The 15,473-nt window shown below is 67.9% G+C and carries 9 protein-coding genes; 8 read left to right on the plus strand and 1 reads right to left on the minus strand.

Annotation, left to right across the window (positions count from 1 at the left end; translation table 11 throughout):
• The first annotated feature begins 147 nt into the window (after positions 1 to 147).
• A complete protein-coding gene (locus PIQ37_RS04775; protein ID WP_342072576.1) occupies positions 148 to 405 on the plus strand; it encodes a helix-turn-helix domain-containing protein in 258 nt (85 codons plus the stop codon).
• A gap of 1 nt (position 406) precedes the next feature.
• The gene (locus PIQ37_RS04780; RefSeq protein WP_342072577.1) at positions 407 to 1,750 is read left to right on the plus strand and encodes a type II toxin-antitoxin system HipA family toxin; all 1,344 of its coding nucleotides are present in this window, start codon (positions 407 to 409) and stop codon (positions 1,748 to 1,750) included.
• 204 nt (positions 1,751 to 1,954) lie between these two features.
• Here PIQ37_RS04780 and PIQ37_RS04785 read toward each other — a convergent pair whose 3' ends face one another.
• Positions 1,955 to 2,248, minus strand: coding sequence for a hypothetical protein (locus tag PIQ37_RS04785; protein WP_342072578.1), 294 nt, complete (start codon positions 2,246 to 2,248; stop codon positions 1,955 to 1,957).
• 643 nt (positions 2,249 to 2,891) lie between these two features.
• On the opposite strand from PIQ37_RS04785, the gene PIQ37_RS04790 reads away from it, so the two are divergent.
• The 6 genes from PIQ37_RS04790 (at position 2,892) to PIQ37_RS04815 (ending at position 15,429) form a co-directional block, all read left to right on the plus strand.
• Positions 2,892 to 6,263, plus strand: a complete 3,372-nt coding sequence (locus PIQ37_RS04790; protein ID WP_342072579.1) for a GH92 family glycosyl hydrolase — start codon at positions 2,892 to 2,894, stop codon at positions 6,261 to 6,263.
• A gap of 295 nt (positions 6,264 to 6,558) precedes the next feature.
• Positions 6,559 to 9,660: a TonB-dependent receptor gene (locus PIQ37_RS04795; protein WP_342072580.1), complete on the plus strand. Its 3,102-nt coding sequence runs from the start codon at positions 6,559 to 6,561 to the stop codon at positions 9,658 to 9,660.
• Positions 9,661 to 9,799: 139 nt separating this feature from the next.
• On the plus strand, positions 9,800 to 12,244 hold the full coding sequence (locus tag PIQ37_RS04800) for a GH92 family glycosyl hydrolase (RefSeq protein ID WP_342072581.1): 2,445 nt from the start codon (positions 9,800 to 9,802) through the stop codon (positions 12,242 to 12,244).
• 75 nt (positions 12,245 to 12,319) lie between these two features.
• Positions 12,320 to 13,504, plus strand: a complete 1,185-nt coding sequence (locus PIQ37_RS04805) for a LacI family DNA-binding transcriptional regulator (protein WP_342072582.1) — start codon at positions 12,320 to 12,322, stop codon at positions 13,502 to 13,504.
• Positions 13,505 to 13,688: 184 nt separating this feature from the next.
• Positions 13,689 to 14,132: a DUF2231 domain-containing protein gene (locus PIQ37_RS04810; RefSeq protein WP_342072583.1), complete on the plus strand. Its 444-nt coding sequence runs from the start codon at positions 13,689 to 13,691 to the stop codon at positions 14,130 to 14,132.
• A complete protein-coding gene (locus PIQ37_RS04815; protein ID WP_342072584.1) occupies positions 14,125 to 15,429 on the plus strand; it encodes a PQQ-dependent sugar dehydrogenase in 1,305 nt (434 codons plus the stop codon). Before PIQ37_RS04810 ends, PIQ37_RS04815 begins: the two co-directional genes overlap by 8 nt.
• Positions 15,430 to 15,473: the final 44 nt, after the last annotated feature.

Genomic DNA, 15,473 nt, shown 5'->3' on the forward strand with positions numbered 1-15,473 from the left:
GTGATGCATGTGCCCGACCATTCGGCACCCGACGTCAACGCGGGAGACTCGCGCGCGCATCGATTGGCTTACCCGAATATCAGCTACTTGAAGAGTATTTGTTTTGCAGGTATTTTGCGTTTAGCTGGATGACGGGTACCGCCCCCAATGTCGACACGCCACGTTCTGGTCACCGCGACGCAACTAGGCGCGACGCTGCAGGCCGCACGCAAGGCCCAGGGACTGACCCAGTCTGCACTGGCCAGCCGTCTCGGCCTGAGCCAGTCGCGGGTTTCCCACCTGGAACTGAACGCTCATGCGTTGAGCGTGGAGCAACTCTTGGCCTGGTGCGCGGCGCTGGGGTTGGAGCTGACCATCGGCACCCGCGGCGACCCCACCGCCGCTAACGCGCAATCGGAATGGTGAGATGGGGCGTCGATCGCACAGCCGCAGCCTCTCCATCTGGACCAATGGCGTGCGCGTGGCGCGATGGACGCTGCTCGCGCGCGGCGACATGGAACTGCACTACGACACGGATTGGGTCGGCACCGACATCGGCCGGCCGCTGTCGCTGTCGCTGCCGTTCAATCTGCAGAACCTGCCGCTCAAGGGCGAGAGGGTCTTCAACTACTTCGATAACCTGCTGCCGGACAGCGATGTGATCCGCCGGCGCGTGGCGCAGCGCTTCACGGTGCCATCCACCGATCCGTTCGATCTGCTGAGCGCGATCGGGCGCGACTGCGTGGGGGCGGTGCAGGTCCTGGGCGAGGACGAGGTTCCGCAGGGTGTCGGGCGTATCGACGGCGTACCGCTGTCCGAAGAGGACATCGAACGGCACCTGATCGAAACCGTCTCGCCGCATGCCTTCGCCGCACACCGCGACCCGGATGCGGACTTCCGCATTTCCTTGGCTGGTGCGCAGGAGAAGACGGCCTTCCTGTGGTGGGAGGGGCGGTGGTACGCGCCGCGCGGCGCCACGCCGACCAGCCACATCTTCAAGCTGCCGATGGGCCTGGTGGGCGGTCGGCGGGCGGATTTCAGCACTTCCGTCGACAACGAATGGCTGTGCCTGCGGCTGTTGAAGGCGTACGGCTTGAACGTGGCCGATGCGCGCATCGCCCGCTTCGGCCAGCAGCGCGTGCTGGTGGTGGAGCGCTTCGACCGGCGCCTGGCGCCCAATGGGCAGTGGCTCATGCGCCTGCCGCAGGAAGACTTCTGCCAGGTCGAAGGCTGCTCGCCGCTACGCAAGTACGAGAACGAAGGCGGTCCAGGGCTCAAGGCCTTGTTCGGCACGCTGCGCCAGTCGGTCGATGCCGAGGCCGACATGAAGACGGTGCTGGCGGCGCAGGTGCTGTTCTGGTTGCTGCGCGCGCCCGATGGTCATGCCAAGAATTTCAGTATCCAGCTGCTGCCGCGTGGCCGCTTCCGGTTGACTCGGCTGTATGACGTGATGTCGGCCTATCCGGTACTGGGCGACGGCCCCCATCAATGGTCGCCCTACGACATCACATTGGCCATGGCGTTGCTCGGCAAGAACAAGCATTACGCGATGCACAGCATCCAGCGCCGACACTTCAGCAGTACGGCGCAGAAAGTGGGTTATGCGCCGTCGGCTGAGCCGATCATCGAGGAGATCCTTGCGCGTACGCCTGCCGCCATCGCCGAGGTGCGGGCGGACCTGCCGCAGGACATTTCGCCGCGCGTTGTGGATGCGATCCTGGGTGGGCTGGAACAGGCGGCGCTCGTGCTTGAAGGGATGCCCGCTAGCTAAAACGGGACCGTCGTGATCCGCGCCGCTTCGCGGCGCAGGGGTGAAGCCGCGCCGCGAAGCGGCGTCGGCTTGAATGCCATGTTGGGCTGCTTGTCGGCAAGTGGCAACGCCAAAGCTGTCGGTGCTCCGGCGTGTTGCGTTGCTCTTGCCGTCGCGCTACGTCGTGTTGTCGAAAGAGCCCGTCGCGCCGCGAACCACATTGCCCTAATCGCTAGGGGTCGTGCTATTGCCGTAGGAGTCTGTGCTGGTGCGACTGACGCTTCCGTCGTCGCCGCGGCAGGTTTTGTTGCCGTACGAGTCGGAAGAGCAGCGAATCGTGTTGCCCCGGTCGTCACGGGTCGTGGTATTGCCGTAGGAGTCGGTGCTGCTGCGCGTCACGCTTCCGTCGTCACCACGGCAGGTCTTGTTGCCGTACGAGTCCGAGGAGCAGCGAATCACGTTGCCCTGGTCGTCACGGGTCGTGGTATTGCCGTAGGAGTCGGTGCTGGTGCGCGTCACGCTTCCGTCGTCTCCGCGGCATGTTGTGTTGCCGTACGAGTCCGTCGAGCAGCGGGTTGTGTCGGCGAATGCGCTCGACGTTGCCAGCAGTCCAGCCAAAATTGCGAGTGTGGCTATTTTCATTTTGAAACCCCCTGAGTGTGTGGAGCGATCCAGCGCTTGCCAGTGTAGCCGCTGATGGTCGGTCAGGCAGGGCGCTCTATCGCCTTTGATCGCTCCTCGTCGCGGGACGGTTCAGCGTCATCTCTCTTCGTATTCGACGTAACGCGATCGATGGTGCATCGCGTGTCGATACGGAGACGAACTGTTGCGCAGCAGCATGCAACTCTGCAAAAGGCGTGTTACTTCTAGCCGAGTTGGATCGATCCAAAGCCGTTGATGCAGCGCATCTGGGGAAGACGGTGGGTAGGGATCGCGTGCTACGCGTTTGCTGAGGCCTGCTCTTCCGTCCGCATGCAGCTGCGGTCGTGAAGCGGTGCCGGATGCTGACTTGAGCTGCGATTCACCGGGTCGATCCGGTCCACGCTGCGTGCCTTCGCTGCGCGCCGTTGCCACCGGAGGTGCGTGACGCCGCGCGTCGCGGCACAGCCGATCGAGAGAGTTTGGGGAGCCTGCCATGCCAATCCGCCCGCGCTTTGCGCACATGCCTGAGTCTTCACGCCGGTGGTTGGCGGCCGTCGCGGCGTCGGCGCTGTTGTGCGCGGGCAGCGGTGCGGCATGCGCGGCCGATGCCGGCTTCGCGTCTTCGTTCGAGCGGGGCGAACCTGCGCCAGCGTCGGCCACGCAGTCCGACAAAACAGGTCTCCAGGTCGCCATCGGCAATGGGCCCGAGCAGCCCTATGCGGCCAAGGCCGGCATGGGCTACACCGGGCTGCATGCGCTGCACTATCGCGCCACTGCGGGCGGGCGCGCGCAGCTGTTTGCGGTCGATCTGCCGGTGGAGCAGGACACGGTGCTGTCGTGGATGGTGCTGCCGGAGATCGTCGACGGCGATACGGTGGCGTCGACCGGTGTGGCGGTGGATCTGCTGTTCGACGATGGGCGCCGCTTGTCCGAGTTGGGCGTGGAGGATCAGCACGGTGCGCTGGTCAGTGCGGCGGGGCAGGCGTCGTCGAAGACGCTGTATCCGCAGCAGTGGGCGCTCAAGCAGGTGCGGCTGGGTGACGTGGCAGCCTTGCGCGGTAGACGCATCCGCGCGATCGAGCTGCAGGTGCAGCCCGGCGCCGGCAAGGTGGCGTCGGGCTGGATCGACGATGTCGCGGTGCGCCGCGCGGCAGCGCCGCAGGCGGCGCGGCGGCCCAGCGACGAGGTGGTCACCACGCGCGGCACGCAGTCCAACGGCACGTTCTCGCGCGGCAACAACATCCCGGCCACGGCGATGCCGCATGGCTTCAATTTCTGGGTGCCGGCGACCGATGCGGGGACGCTGAGCTGGCTGTACCGCTGGAACGAGCAGAACGGCGACGACAACCGGCCCCGTCTGCAGGCGCTGTCGATCAGTCATGAACCCAGCCCGTGGATGGGCGATCGCCAGACGTTCCAAGTGATGCCGTCGTCCACGCGCGGGGTGCCGGAGGCGGACCGCGCGAAGCGTGCCTTGTCGTTCGGCCACGACCACGAGGAGGCGCGCCCGCATCTGTACCGGGTGGATTTCGACAATGGCATCCGCGCGGAGCTGACGCCGAGCGAGCGGGCGGCGGTCTTCCGCTTCCGCTTTCCCGAGGGCGGCGATGCCAATCTGCTGTTCGACAATGTCGACGCGCGTGGCGGGCTGACCCTGGATGCGGCGACGCAGACCCTGCGTGGCTACTCCGATACGCGTAGTGGCCTGTCCAACGGCGCCACGCGCCTGTTCGTGTATGCGCGCTTCGACCGTCCGTGGACTTCAAGCGGCAAGATCGCCACCGGCCGCCCGACCGGCTACGTCAAGTTCGCACCGGGCGCCGATCGCACGGTGGTGATGCGCATCGCCACCTCGCTGATCTCGGTGGAGCAGGCGCAACGCAATCTGCAGCAGGAGATCGGCGACGCCGGGTTCGAGGCGGTGCAGTCGCGGGCGCAGGACGCGTGGGACGCGGTGCTGGGGCGGGTACAGGTGCAGGGCGCCAGCCACGACCAGCGGGTCACGGTGTACTCCAATCTGTACCGGCTGTTCCTGTATCCCAACATCGCCCACGAGAACGTCGGCGACGCGGCGCATCCGGACTGGCGGCATGCCGACCAGAACAGTTGGTCCAAGGACAACACCGGCGGCGATGCCGAGCGCACCGCGGCGCCGATCGTGCCGGGCAAGGTCTACGTCAACAACGGCTTCTGGGACACCTTCCGCACCAGTTGGCCGGCGTATGCGTTGTTCGCGCCGGAGCAGGCCGGGGCGATGATCGATGGTTTCCTGCAGCAGTACCGCGACGGCGGCTGGGTGGCGCGCTGGTCCTCGCCGGGCTATGCGGACCTGATGGTCGGCACCAGTTCCGATGTGGCCTTCGCCGATGCCTGGCTGAAGGGCGTGCGCGGATTCGATGCGCACGAGGCCTATGCGGCGGCGCTGCGCAACGCGACGGTGGTGCCGCCGGTGTCGAATGTGGGCCGCAAAGGCCTGGCCCGCTCGATGTACCGTGGCTATGCCGCCAACGACGTGCACGAAGGGCTGTCGTGGACGCTGGAGGGCGCGCTCAACGATTTCGGCCTGGCGCAGATGGCGCAGGCGCTGGCGGAGCAGGAACAGGAACAGGATAAGCAGCAGGCGCAACGCTACCGCGAGGAAGCCGAGTACTTCCGGGCGCGTGCCACCGATTACGTGTTCCTGTTCGACCCGGCCACCCGCTTCTTCCGCGGGCGCACGCCGGCCGGCCAGTGGAGTACACCGGCGTCGAAGTTCGATCCGCGCGTATGGGGCGGCGATTACACCGAGGCCAATGCCTGGACCTTCGCCTTCACCACGCCGCACGACGCTGCGGGCCTAGCCACGCTGTTGGGCGGCGAGGATGCTATGGCGGCGCGGCTGGACGAACTCTTCGCCACACCGGAGACCGCGGACAAGCGCTTTGCCGGCAGCTACCGCGGCGTCATCCACGAGATGACCGAGGCGCGCGACGTGCGCATGGGCATGTACGCGCACAGCAACCAGCCCTCGCACCATCTGCCGTGGATGTACGTGGCGGCGGGGCAACCGTGGAAGACCCAACGCCTCACCCGCGAGGTGCTGCGCCGGCTGTACCTGGGCAGCGAGATCGGCCAGGGCTATCCGGGCGACGAGGACAACGGCGAGATGTCGGCGTGGTATTTGTTCGCGATGCTCGGGCTGTATCCGCTGCGCATGGGCGCGCCGGAGTACATGATCGGCTCGCCGGCGTTCCCGCGCGCCGAGGTCCATCTCGGCAACGGGCGCAAGCTGGTGGTGATCGCGCGCAACAACAGTGCGCGCAACGTGTACGTGCAGTCGCTCACGCTCAACGGCAAGCCGTGGAACACCGCCTGGCTGCGCCATCAGGACATCGCCGACGGCGCCACCCTGGAGTTCGTGATGGGCGCGACGCCCTCGCGCTGGGGCAGCGGTGCGGATGCGCGGCCGCCGTCGCTGACGCCGCCGGGCAGCGCGCCGCGCGGGCTGGAGGATGTGGCGTCGCAGGCCGTGGCGGTGTCGCTGGAAGGACAGCCCAAGGACGCCGCCCTGGTCGACGACGATGCGACGACGGCGCTGCCGCTGCCGGCCGGGGCCAGTGTCGACTTGCGCTTCGCAGCGCCGCAGCGCGCCACGCACTACACGCTGACCAGCGGCGCTGCCGCCATGTCCGGCCTGGCCTGGACGCTGGAAGGGCGCAACGGAGACGGCGCGTGGACCACGCTGGACCAGCGCCACGCGCAGGCATTCGCCTGGGCGCGACAATTGCGGCCGTTCCGCATTGCCAAGCCCGGCGCGTACAGCGCCTACCGCCTGCGCCTGGACGCGGGCAAGGACGTGGCGCTGGCCGAGATCGAATTGCTGCAGCCGGTGACACGGCAGGCCGCGCCGTGACCGCGTGCGAACGCGGTGAGCGCGTCCTGACCGCCGCGCTTCGCCGACGTCGTACGACGTACTAGGCCTGTTGCGCGGCAGCATGCGCTGCTGCATGGGCTGTGATACTTAGGTTTCCACTGCATTAGAACGATCCAATCGCATCTGCGCAGAAGGGGGAGGGAGACGTAGGGAAGCCGGCTTGCCGCAAGGGCGCCGGAGAGTTTTCGTGTCACACCGCGCGGGGTTCTCGCCCGATCTTTGGATCGATAGAAACCCGCCGCAGCCGATCAATCTTTGGGAGAGGATGATTGAAATGAACTGCATGCCATCCGCACGCAACCGCAGCACGCTGTCCGCCGGCATCGCCATCGCCTTGTTCGCGACGGCCGCCTCCACCACCGCCTTCGCCCAGCAGGCCGACGGCACGCCGGCGCCCACGGGCCAGGCCGAGGTCAAGGCCACCGACCTGGACGCGGTGACGGTGACCGGCTACCGCTACGCGATCGAGAAGAGCCTGGAGCAGAAGCGCAACGCCAATGCCGTGGTCGACGTGATCACCGCCGAGGACGTGGGCAAGTTCCCCGACAAGAACGTGGCCGATGCGCTGCAGCGCGTACCCGGCGTGGTCATCACCCGCGACGGCGGCGAAGGCAAGAACGTCAGCGTGCGCGGCCTGTCCTCGGAGCTGGTGCTGACCGAATTGAACGGCAACTACATCGCCACCGCCGAGTCCAACGGCGACCCGACGCGCTCGTTCAACTACACCCTGCTGCCGTCGAACCTGCTCGGCAGCGCCGAGCTGTACAAGACGCCGGAAGCGCGCATCGACGAAGGCGGTATCGGCGGCACGGTGATCCTGCAGACCCGGCGCCCGCTGGAGCTGGAGCCCAACTCCGGCTTCGTCTCCGCCGAGGGCGTGTGGTCGGACAGCAGCAAGAAGACCGATGGTCAGTTCTCGGGCTCGTACTCGTGGCACGACCAGGACAACCGCTTCGGTGTGTTCGTCGGCTACACGCAGCAGAAGCGCACCGCGCGCACGCTCAACGCCAGCACCGAGAGCTGGCAGTGGTATGGCCGCGACGAAGGCGGCCCGGCGGTCGACGTCAACGGCAATCCGTCGGACTTCAACGCCAACTGGTGGGGCGGCACCGGCTTCTGGGACCAGAACGGCAAGTACTACACCCGCTTCATGATGCCGACGGCCGTCAGCCTGGACGTCAAGCAGGAGGAGCGCGAGCGCAAGGGCGGCCAGCTGACCTTCCAGTTCAAGCCCACCGACGACCTGACCCTGACCGCGAACTACTTCCGCTTCGACCTGTCGCAGAACTCGCAGACCAATACCGTCAAGATCCCCGAGTGGAACATCGCGCGCTACTACGGCGACGGCAACTGGCGCGGCGGCCGCCTGCTCGACGGGCTGCAGTTCGATCCCAGCGGCACCATCGTCACCGGCGCCAACTACAGCCTGCATCCGGGCAAGGCTTACTACTGCAGCGAGGCGCAGGCCGCCGCCGCCGGCCTGCCGCCGGGCGGCTGGGGCTCGGACGACTGCACGGTGCCGACGCCGCAGATCACCGGCAGCTACAACATCGAGAAGTCGCTGTCGCAGACGGTGGACCTGGGCGGCGAATGGCGTGGCGAGAAGGTGGACGTGTCGTTCAAGGCCGGTCGCACCTGGGCCAAGGGCGGGCCGGAGCTCCAGTTCTCCCTGCCGATCAAGCCGCGCCGGCAGAACGCCGACGGCAGCTGGACCAACGGCAACTTCGCCAGCGCCTGGGACCTGACCGGCACGCCGACCATGACCTTCTCGCCGGAGCTGATGCAGAACCTGCGCGACGGCATCCTGCAGGTCGACCTGGGCTCGACCGGCTCGTCCTGGACCCGCAACACCAACCAGCAGCAATACGCGCAGATCGATACCACCTGGCACATGGACGGCGAGTTCTTCGACTCGTTGCAATTCGGCCTCAAGCGCCGCGACGGCGGCATCCACCGCAACACCGGCAACAACTACTGGGTGTGCCCGGGCACCGACCCGAGCGACTACAACAACCGCTACTGGAACGGGCGCTGCAATGCGCTGGCCACGCAGTTCTCGCCGGACCTGCTGTTCTCGCTGGGCAACCTGGCCGGCGGGGTCAACTCCAGCGCGTTCCCGGCGATCAACTTCCCGGGCTACATCGGCTACTTGAACCAGACCTACGGCGCGATGCAGACCCGTAACGAAGACAACTTCGTCTACAACGTGGACGAGAAGATCTACTCCACCTACCTGCAGCTCAACTTCCACACCGAGCGCCTGCGCGGCAACGTCGGCGTGCGGGTGGCGCGTACCGGCCAGCACGCCGACTCCACCGACAAGGTGACCGCCTACAACGACTACTTCTTCGACGGTGCCGACGGCAACCCGCTGGCCTGCCAGCAGGGCGCCGCCATGCCCGCCGGCGCGCCGGCCGATACCTACTGCGGTACCGAAGGTTACTGGCGGCTGTCGGATACCCAGCAACGCACCGAGTCGTTCGTGGTCAGTGCGCTGGACCGCAAGTACACCGACGTGCTGCCCAGCTTCAACCTGGCCTACGACCTGACCGAAAACCTGCTGCTGCGCGCGGCGGCGTCGAAGGTGATCGCGCGGCCGAGCTACAACGCCATCGCCGCGCCCGGCAGCCTGGAGTACTACAGTCCGGAATACGTGGCCGACCGGCGCCTGACCGGCGGTGCCAGCGAGCAGGGCTGGTACGGCTCGGGCAGCAACAAGAAGCTGGAGCCGTACAAGGCCAACCAGTTCGACCTGGGGCTGGAGTGGTACTTCCAGCCGGGCTCGGTGGCGGGCGTGGGGCTGTTCCGCAAGAACGTGGAGAACTTCTCGGTCGACGTGATCAGCGACGTCAACATGATGATCAACGGCCAGACGGTCACGGTGCAGAACTACAGCACCAAGGCCGGCGGCCAGGATGCGGTGTCGCAGGGCGTGGAGCTGTACGCGCAGCACACGCTGCCGTCCGGCCTCGGCGTGCAGTTCAACTACACCTACAACGATGCCAGCAAGGCCGCGGTGCGGCTGGAGGACGGCACCGAGGTCGGCAAGACCTCGATGCCGGGCAGCGCCAAGAACCAGACCAACCTCACCGTGTTCTACGAGACCGACCGGCTGCTGCTGCGGGCCTCGTACAACCGCCGCGGCGAACTGGTGCAGGGCCTGGTCAATGGGCTGAATGTCTACGAGGAGCCGTACTACCAGATCGATCTGAATGCGGCGTACAACATCACCCCGGCGCTGAGCCTCACCGCGTCGGTGCTGAATTTGACCAAGCAGGAGTCGCGCCAGCATCTGGGCGACGACACCCGCGCGCGCTTCTATACCGGCGGCTACGCCGGGCGGCTGGCGTACCTGGGGCTGACCTACAAGTTCTAGGCTGCAGCGTGTCGTGCCCATGCCTGCCGCGCGGCGGTCGGCATGGGCGCGACGGTCCGGCGACGGCCGGGCCGCCGTTTTCGCCGTCCACGACCGCGCCGTCGCGCTTGCCGCGGTCGTCCACTACAGGATCCATCGCATGACGTCTTCCCCGCTGCCCTCCCTGTTGCGCACGTTCGCCCTGTCCTTACTGCTGGTGACGCCGGCACTGGCCGCCGCGCCGCGGCTCAGTGCCGAGGTCAACACCTTCATCGGCAGCAAGGACGACGGCAACACCTTCCCCGGCGCGTCCGCCCCGTTCGGCATGATCCAGGTCAGCCCGATCGGCGCGCACTACGCCGGCTGGCGCTACGACGATCCGCAGATCCGCGGTTTCGGCCATTCCTTCCTGTCCGGTGCGGGCTGCTGGGAGCAGGGCGGGCAGGTCTCGATGTTGCCGGTCACGGGGCGCATCGGCCCTGGTGGCGAGTTCGATACGGGCGACCCGAAGGCGTTCGACCACACCCGCTACGGCGCGCGCTACCAGCACGACGGCGAGCGCGGCCAGGCCGGCTACTACAAGGTGCGGCTGACCGATTACGGCGGCATCGACGCCGAAGCGACCGCACTGACCCGCGCCGCGGCCGAGCGCTACACCTTTTCCACCTCGGGCGAGGGCCATGTGCTGGTCAACATCGGCCAGGCCAACGCCCGCCACACGGTCACCGGCAGCACCCTGACCGTGGTCGGCGACCGCGTGGTCGAAGGCAAGCTGGTGACCCAGAGCTTCTGTGGCGGCCACCAGTACACCACCTGGTTCCGCCTGGAGTTCGACCGCCCGTTCAAGGCCTTCGGCACCTGGGGCGAGGCCGGCGGCGTGCCCGGATCGCGTCATGGCATGGAAGGCGAGGGCAAGCCCAGCGGCGCGTGGCTCACCTTCGACCTGAGCAAGGGCCGCGCGGTGACCGCCATCTCGGCGATCTCGCACGTGGATGCCGAGGGCGCGCGCAACAACCTGCGCCGCGAAGGCATGGCCAATGGCCGCCTGCTCGGCTTCGATGCCATGCGCGCGCGTGCGCAGCAGGTGTGGGACAAGGAGCTGGCCAGCGTGCGCGTGCACGGCGGCAGCGGCGACGACCGCGTGGTGTTCTACACCGCGCTGTATCACGCGCTGCTGCAGCCGCTGACCGGCAGCGACGCCGATGGGCGCTACCGTGGCTACGACGACGGCATCCACCACGCCGATGGCTGGACCTATCACGAGTTCTTCTCGCTGTGGGACACCTACCGTTCGCAGAACCAGTTGCTGGCGCTGTTGCGGCCGCAGCGCGCCGCCGACATCGGACGGTCGATCCTGGCGATCAACGCGCAAGGCGGCTGGCTGCCGCGCTGGGGCTATGCCAACTTCGAGACCAACGTGATGACCGGCGATCCGGTCACGCCGTTCCTGGTCGACCTGTGGCGCTTCGGCGCGCTGCAGGGGCGCGAGGCCGAGGCCTACGCGGCGCTGCGCCGCAATGCCTTCGAGATGCCACCGATGAACTCGCGGCACGCCGGGCGCTCCGGCAATGCCAATTACCTGGCGCAGGGCTTCGTGCAGTACGACCGCGCATTTCCCTCCAAGGGCATGGATGTCGACCCGCACCACGGCGGCTCGGCGACGCTGGAGTACGCGCTGGCCGATTGCGCGCTGTCGACCATGGCCGGTGCGCTGGGCCACGCCGACGACGCGGCCGTGCTGAACCGCCGCGGGCGCAACTGGCGCTCGATCTGGGATCCGTCGGTGCGCGATGCGGAGACGGGCTTCACCGGCTTCCCGCGGCCGCGCACCGAGGACGGGGCGTGGTACACGCCGTCCGATGGCCATTACGATCCGCGTTCGCAGCACGGCTTCCATGAAGGCACGGCCTGGCAGTACCAGTGGCTTGCGCAGCAGGACGTGCCGGGCCTGGTGGAAGCGATGCACGGACCCGAGCAGGCCGCGCGGCGCCTGGATGCGTTCTTCGCCTACGACGCGCTGCTGGCCGACCCGGCCGGCGCCGCGCGCAAGGAATGGGTGGTGGGGCCGTACAGCTACTACAGCCAGTTCCGCTACAACCCCAACAACGAGCCCGACCTGCATGCGCCGTGGATGTATACGCTGATCGGCCAGCCGTGGAAGACCAGCACCGTGCTGCATGCGGCGCAGACGCTGTTCACCAATGCGCCGAACGGCGTCACCGGCAACGACGACCTGGGCACGATGTCGGCGTGGTATCTGTTCAGCGTCATGGGACTGTATCCGGCGGTGCCCGGCACCGGGCAGTTCCTGCTGCACGCGCCACGCTTCTCGCACGTCGAGCTGGACGTGGGCGCGGGCCGCACGCTGCGCATCGACGCACCGCAGGCCGGCGACGGCAAGCTGCGCTACGTCGGTGGCGTGTCGCTGGACGGCCGCGCGCACGCGCCGGTATGGCTGGACTGGGCACAGTTGCGCCAGGGCGGCCGCCTGCGCTTCGACCTGCGCGATGCGCCGCAGCCGCAGGGCTGGGGCACGCAGCCGCAGGACCTGCCGGTGTCGCCATGCGCGGCGCCGCCGTCCGCCGCCAGCCTGGGTTGGCGCTGAGTTCGTGCCGTCGCGCAGTAGGGGCGCGCAGCCGATGGTTTACGCTGCGCGTCTCGTCCGAAGGGAATCGATCCGATGAGCCAGAAGCGTCCACCCGGAACCGGATCCGCAGGCTCCAAGGCTGCCAAGGCCGCCGCGCGCAAGGCGGCGCCGGTTGCGGCGGAGCATGCGGACAAGGCGAAAAAGGCCACAAAGACCACAAAGACCGCAGCGGTCTCCGCCGCGCGTGACCGGCAGCGTGTGGTGACCGTCACCGACATCGCCGATGCGGTCGGCGTCTCGCGCGCGACCGTGTCGCTGGTGCTGCGCGGCAGCCCGCTGGTGCATGCCGACACGCGTGCGCGCGTGGAAGCGGAACTGAAGCGGCAGCGCTACGTCTACAACCGCGGCGCCGCCAACCTGCGCCGGCGCACCTCGACCTGCGTGGCCCTGGTCATCAACGACCTGGCCAATCCGTTCTTCGCCGAATTCGCCGCCGGCGTGGACGAGGCGCTGGGCGAGCAGGGCTACGTGACCCTGCTCGGCAGCACCGGCGAATCGCCCGCGCGGCAGCAGGCCGTACTGGCCTCGCTGATGGAACACACGCCGGCCGGCGTGATCCTGTCGCCGGCCGAGGGCAGCGACGCCGCCGAACTGCACACCGTGCTGGACGCACGCGCGAACGTGCTGTTGTTCAATCGCGAACTCGCCGGTGCCGACGACTGGGGTTTCCTCGGCCTGGACAACCAGCGCGGCGCGCAACTGGCCACCGAACACCTGATCGCGCTCGGCCACCGGCGCATCGCCTTCTACGGCGGCCACGCCGATTCCAGTTCCTGCCGGCAGCGCCGCGCCGGTCATGCGCAGGCGATGCGGCAAGCCGGGCTGCCGGTCGACCCTGCGTGGCTGATCGAGTCCGCGCCCAATCGCCTGGAAGCGGCCGCGCGCCACGGCGACCTGTTCGCCCACGACGCGCCGCCCACCGCGGCGGTCTGCTACAACGACACGGTCGCGCTGGGCCTGATGCTGGGCCTGCTCGCGCGCGGCATCCGTCCGGGCAAGGACTTCGCGATCACCGGGTTCGACGACATCCCCGAGGCCGCGGTGAGCACACCCGCGCTGACCACGCTCGCCGCGCAACCACGCGCGCGCGGCCGGCAGGCGGCGCAACTGGTGCTGGAGCGGCTGGATGCGGCCGCGCCGCCGCGCAGGACGATCGTGCCGGTGAGCCTGTCGGTGCGCGAGAGCAGCGGTGCGCCGGTCGCGCGCACGCGCAGCTAGCACTGCGAACGCGGCTGCGGCCGCAGCGACGATGCGCGATGGCACTCGGCGCGCGCAGTGCCATCGCGACGTCCTCTCGACAGGGGCGGGCAGATAGTGGGTCGCACCCTCACAGCGGCGCGTACCGCGGGTTCGTGCTGAGCGAGCGCTTCGCCCCCTTCTTCCTTTCGTCGAGAGCCGTGTCATGCATCTGCAGACTGCACCGCGCCGTTCCGTGGTGGCCAACGCCTTCTACGGCCTGCTCAATCCCATTCCGTTCGGCTGCTTCGTCGCCGCACTGATCTTCGACATCGTCTACGCCCGCAGCGGCGTGATCCTGTGGACCAAGGCGGCGGCCTGGCTGATCGCGATCGGGCTGGTCATCGCCATCGTGCCGCGCCTGATCAACCTGGTGCAGGTCTGGATCACTGCGCGGCGCTCCACGCTGCCGGTGGAACGGCTCGACTTCTGGCTGAACCTGTTTGCCATCGTCGCCGCCATCTTCAATTCCTTCGTGCATAGCCGCGACGCGTATGCGGTGGTCCCGGCAGGGCTTTGGCTCTCGATCGCCACAGTCGCGCTGTTGGCGATCGGGCATGTGCTCATCGCCATCCGCACCACGCCGCGCGAGGGTTACGTCCATGGCTAAGCGCCTGTGCCTGTCCGTTTTCGCGCTGAGCGGCGCAGTGGCCCTGGCCGCCTGCGGCGGCAAGGCCTCGCTCGAGCCCACCCAGCAGGCGGGCAACGCGCCGCCGCTGCCGCAGCCGCGCAACTTCCTGCTGCCGCCGATGCAGGTTCCCGAGGGAGTGGGCTGGAAGGAGGGGCAGGCGCCCACGGTGGCGGCTGGCCTGAAGATCGAGAAGATCGCTGGTGGCCTGAAGCATCCGCGCCAGCTGTACGTGCTGCCCAACGACGACGTGCTGGTGGTGGAGGCCAATTCGCCAGGGACGGAACCCGTCACCACGCCCAAGCAACTGATCGCGGGGCTGGTCCAGAGCCGCTCCGGCAAGAGTGCCAAGGGCGGCAACCGCATCACCCTGCTGCGCAGGGCCGCGGACGGCAAGTGGGAACAGCATGCGTTCCTGAAAGGGCTGCACTCGCCGTTCGGGGTGCAACTGATCGGCGATGCGCTGTACGTCGCCAACACCGACAACATCATGAAGTTCCCCTACGTCGCCGGCCAGACCGAGATCACCGCGCCCGGCACGCTGTTCGCCGATCTCCCCGGCACGATCGAGCACCATTGGACCAAGGCACTGCTGGCCAGCCCCGACGGACGCAAGCTGTACGTCGGCGTGGGCTCCAACAGCAACATCGGCGAGAACGGGCTGGACGTGGAATACCGCCGTGCGGCGGTCCTGGAAGTGGACGTGGCTTCGGCCAGCAGCCGTATCTTCGCCTCGGGCATCCGCAATCCCACCGGACTGCAGTGGGAGCCGCGCACCGGCAAACTGTGGGCGATCGCCAACGAGCGCGACGAGATCGGCGCCGACCTGGTGCCCGACTACCTGACCTCGGTGCAGGACGGCGGCTTCTACGGCTGGCCGTACAGCTACTACGGGCAGAACGTGGATGTGCGGGTCAAGGACCAGCGCCCGGACCTGGTGGCCAAGGCGATCAAGCCGGACTATGCGCTGGGCTCGCATGTGGCCGCGCTGGGCCTGTGGTTCTCCCGCGGCGATGCGCTGCCCGCAAAGTACCGCGAGGGTGCGTTCGTGGCCGAGCACGGCAGCTGGAACCGTTCGCCGCTCAGCGGCTATCAAGTGGTCTACGTGCCGTTCCAGCAGGGCCGTCCCATCGGCCCACCGCAGACCGTGGTCAGCGGCTTCCACTCGCAGGACGAGTCGCAGCTGTTCGGTGCCCCGGTCGGCCTGGCGCAGGACAAGGACGGTGCGCTTCTGATCGCAGACGATGTCGGCAACAGCGTCTGGCGTGTGCGCTTCTGACCGTTTGCATGACGCCGCCCATCTGTACGTGGGCGGCGCAGTCT

It is taken from the genome of Xanthomonas protegens, from assembly GCF_038442435.1.
Lineage (GTDB): Bacteria > Pseudomonadota > Gammaproteobacteria > Xanthomonadales > Xanthomonadaceae > Xanthomonas_A > Xanthomonas_A sontii.

Bases quoted from the DNA above. Each gene is read 5' to 3' on its own strand.
- PIQ37_RS04775 (WP_342072576.1), top strand. From the start codon at position 148: ATGTCGACACGCCACGTTCTGGTCACCGCGACGCAACTAGGCGCGACG.
- PIQ37_RS04780 (WP_342072577.1), top strand. From the start codon at position 407: ATGGGGCGTCGATCGCACAGCCGCAGCCTCTCCATCTGGACCAATGGC.
- PIQ37_RS04790 (WP_342072579.1), top strand. From the start codon at position 2,892: ATGCCTGAGTCTTCACGCCGGTGGTTGGCGGCCGTCGCGGCGTCGGCG.
- PIQ37_RS04795 (WP_342072580.1), top strand. From the start codon at position 6,559: ATGAACTGCATGCCATCCGCACGCAACCGCAGCACGCTGTCCGCCGGC.
- PIQ37_RS04800 (WP_342072581.1), top strand. From the start codon at position 9,800: ATGACGTCTTCCCCGCTGCCCTCCCTGTTGCGCACGTTCGCCCTGTCC.
- PIQ37_RS04805 (WP_342072582.1), top strand. From the start codon at position 12,320: ATGAGCCAGAAGCGTCCACCCGGAACCGGATCCGCAGGCTCCAAGGCT.
- PIQ37_RS04810 (WP_342072583.1), top strand. From the start codon at position 13,689: ATGCATCTGCAGACTGCACCGCGCCGTTCCGTGGTGGCCAACGCCTTC.
- PIQ37_RS04815 (WP_342072584.1), top strand. From the start codon at position 14,125: ATGGCTAAGCGCCTGTGCCTGTCCGTTTTCGCGCTGAGCGGCGCAGTG.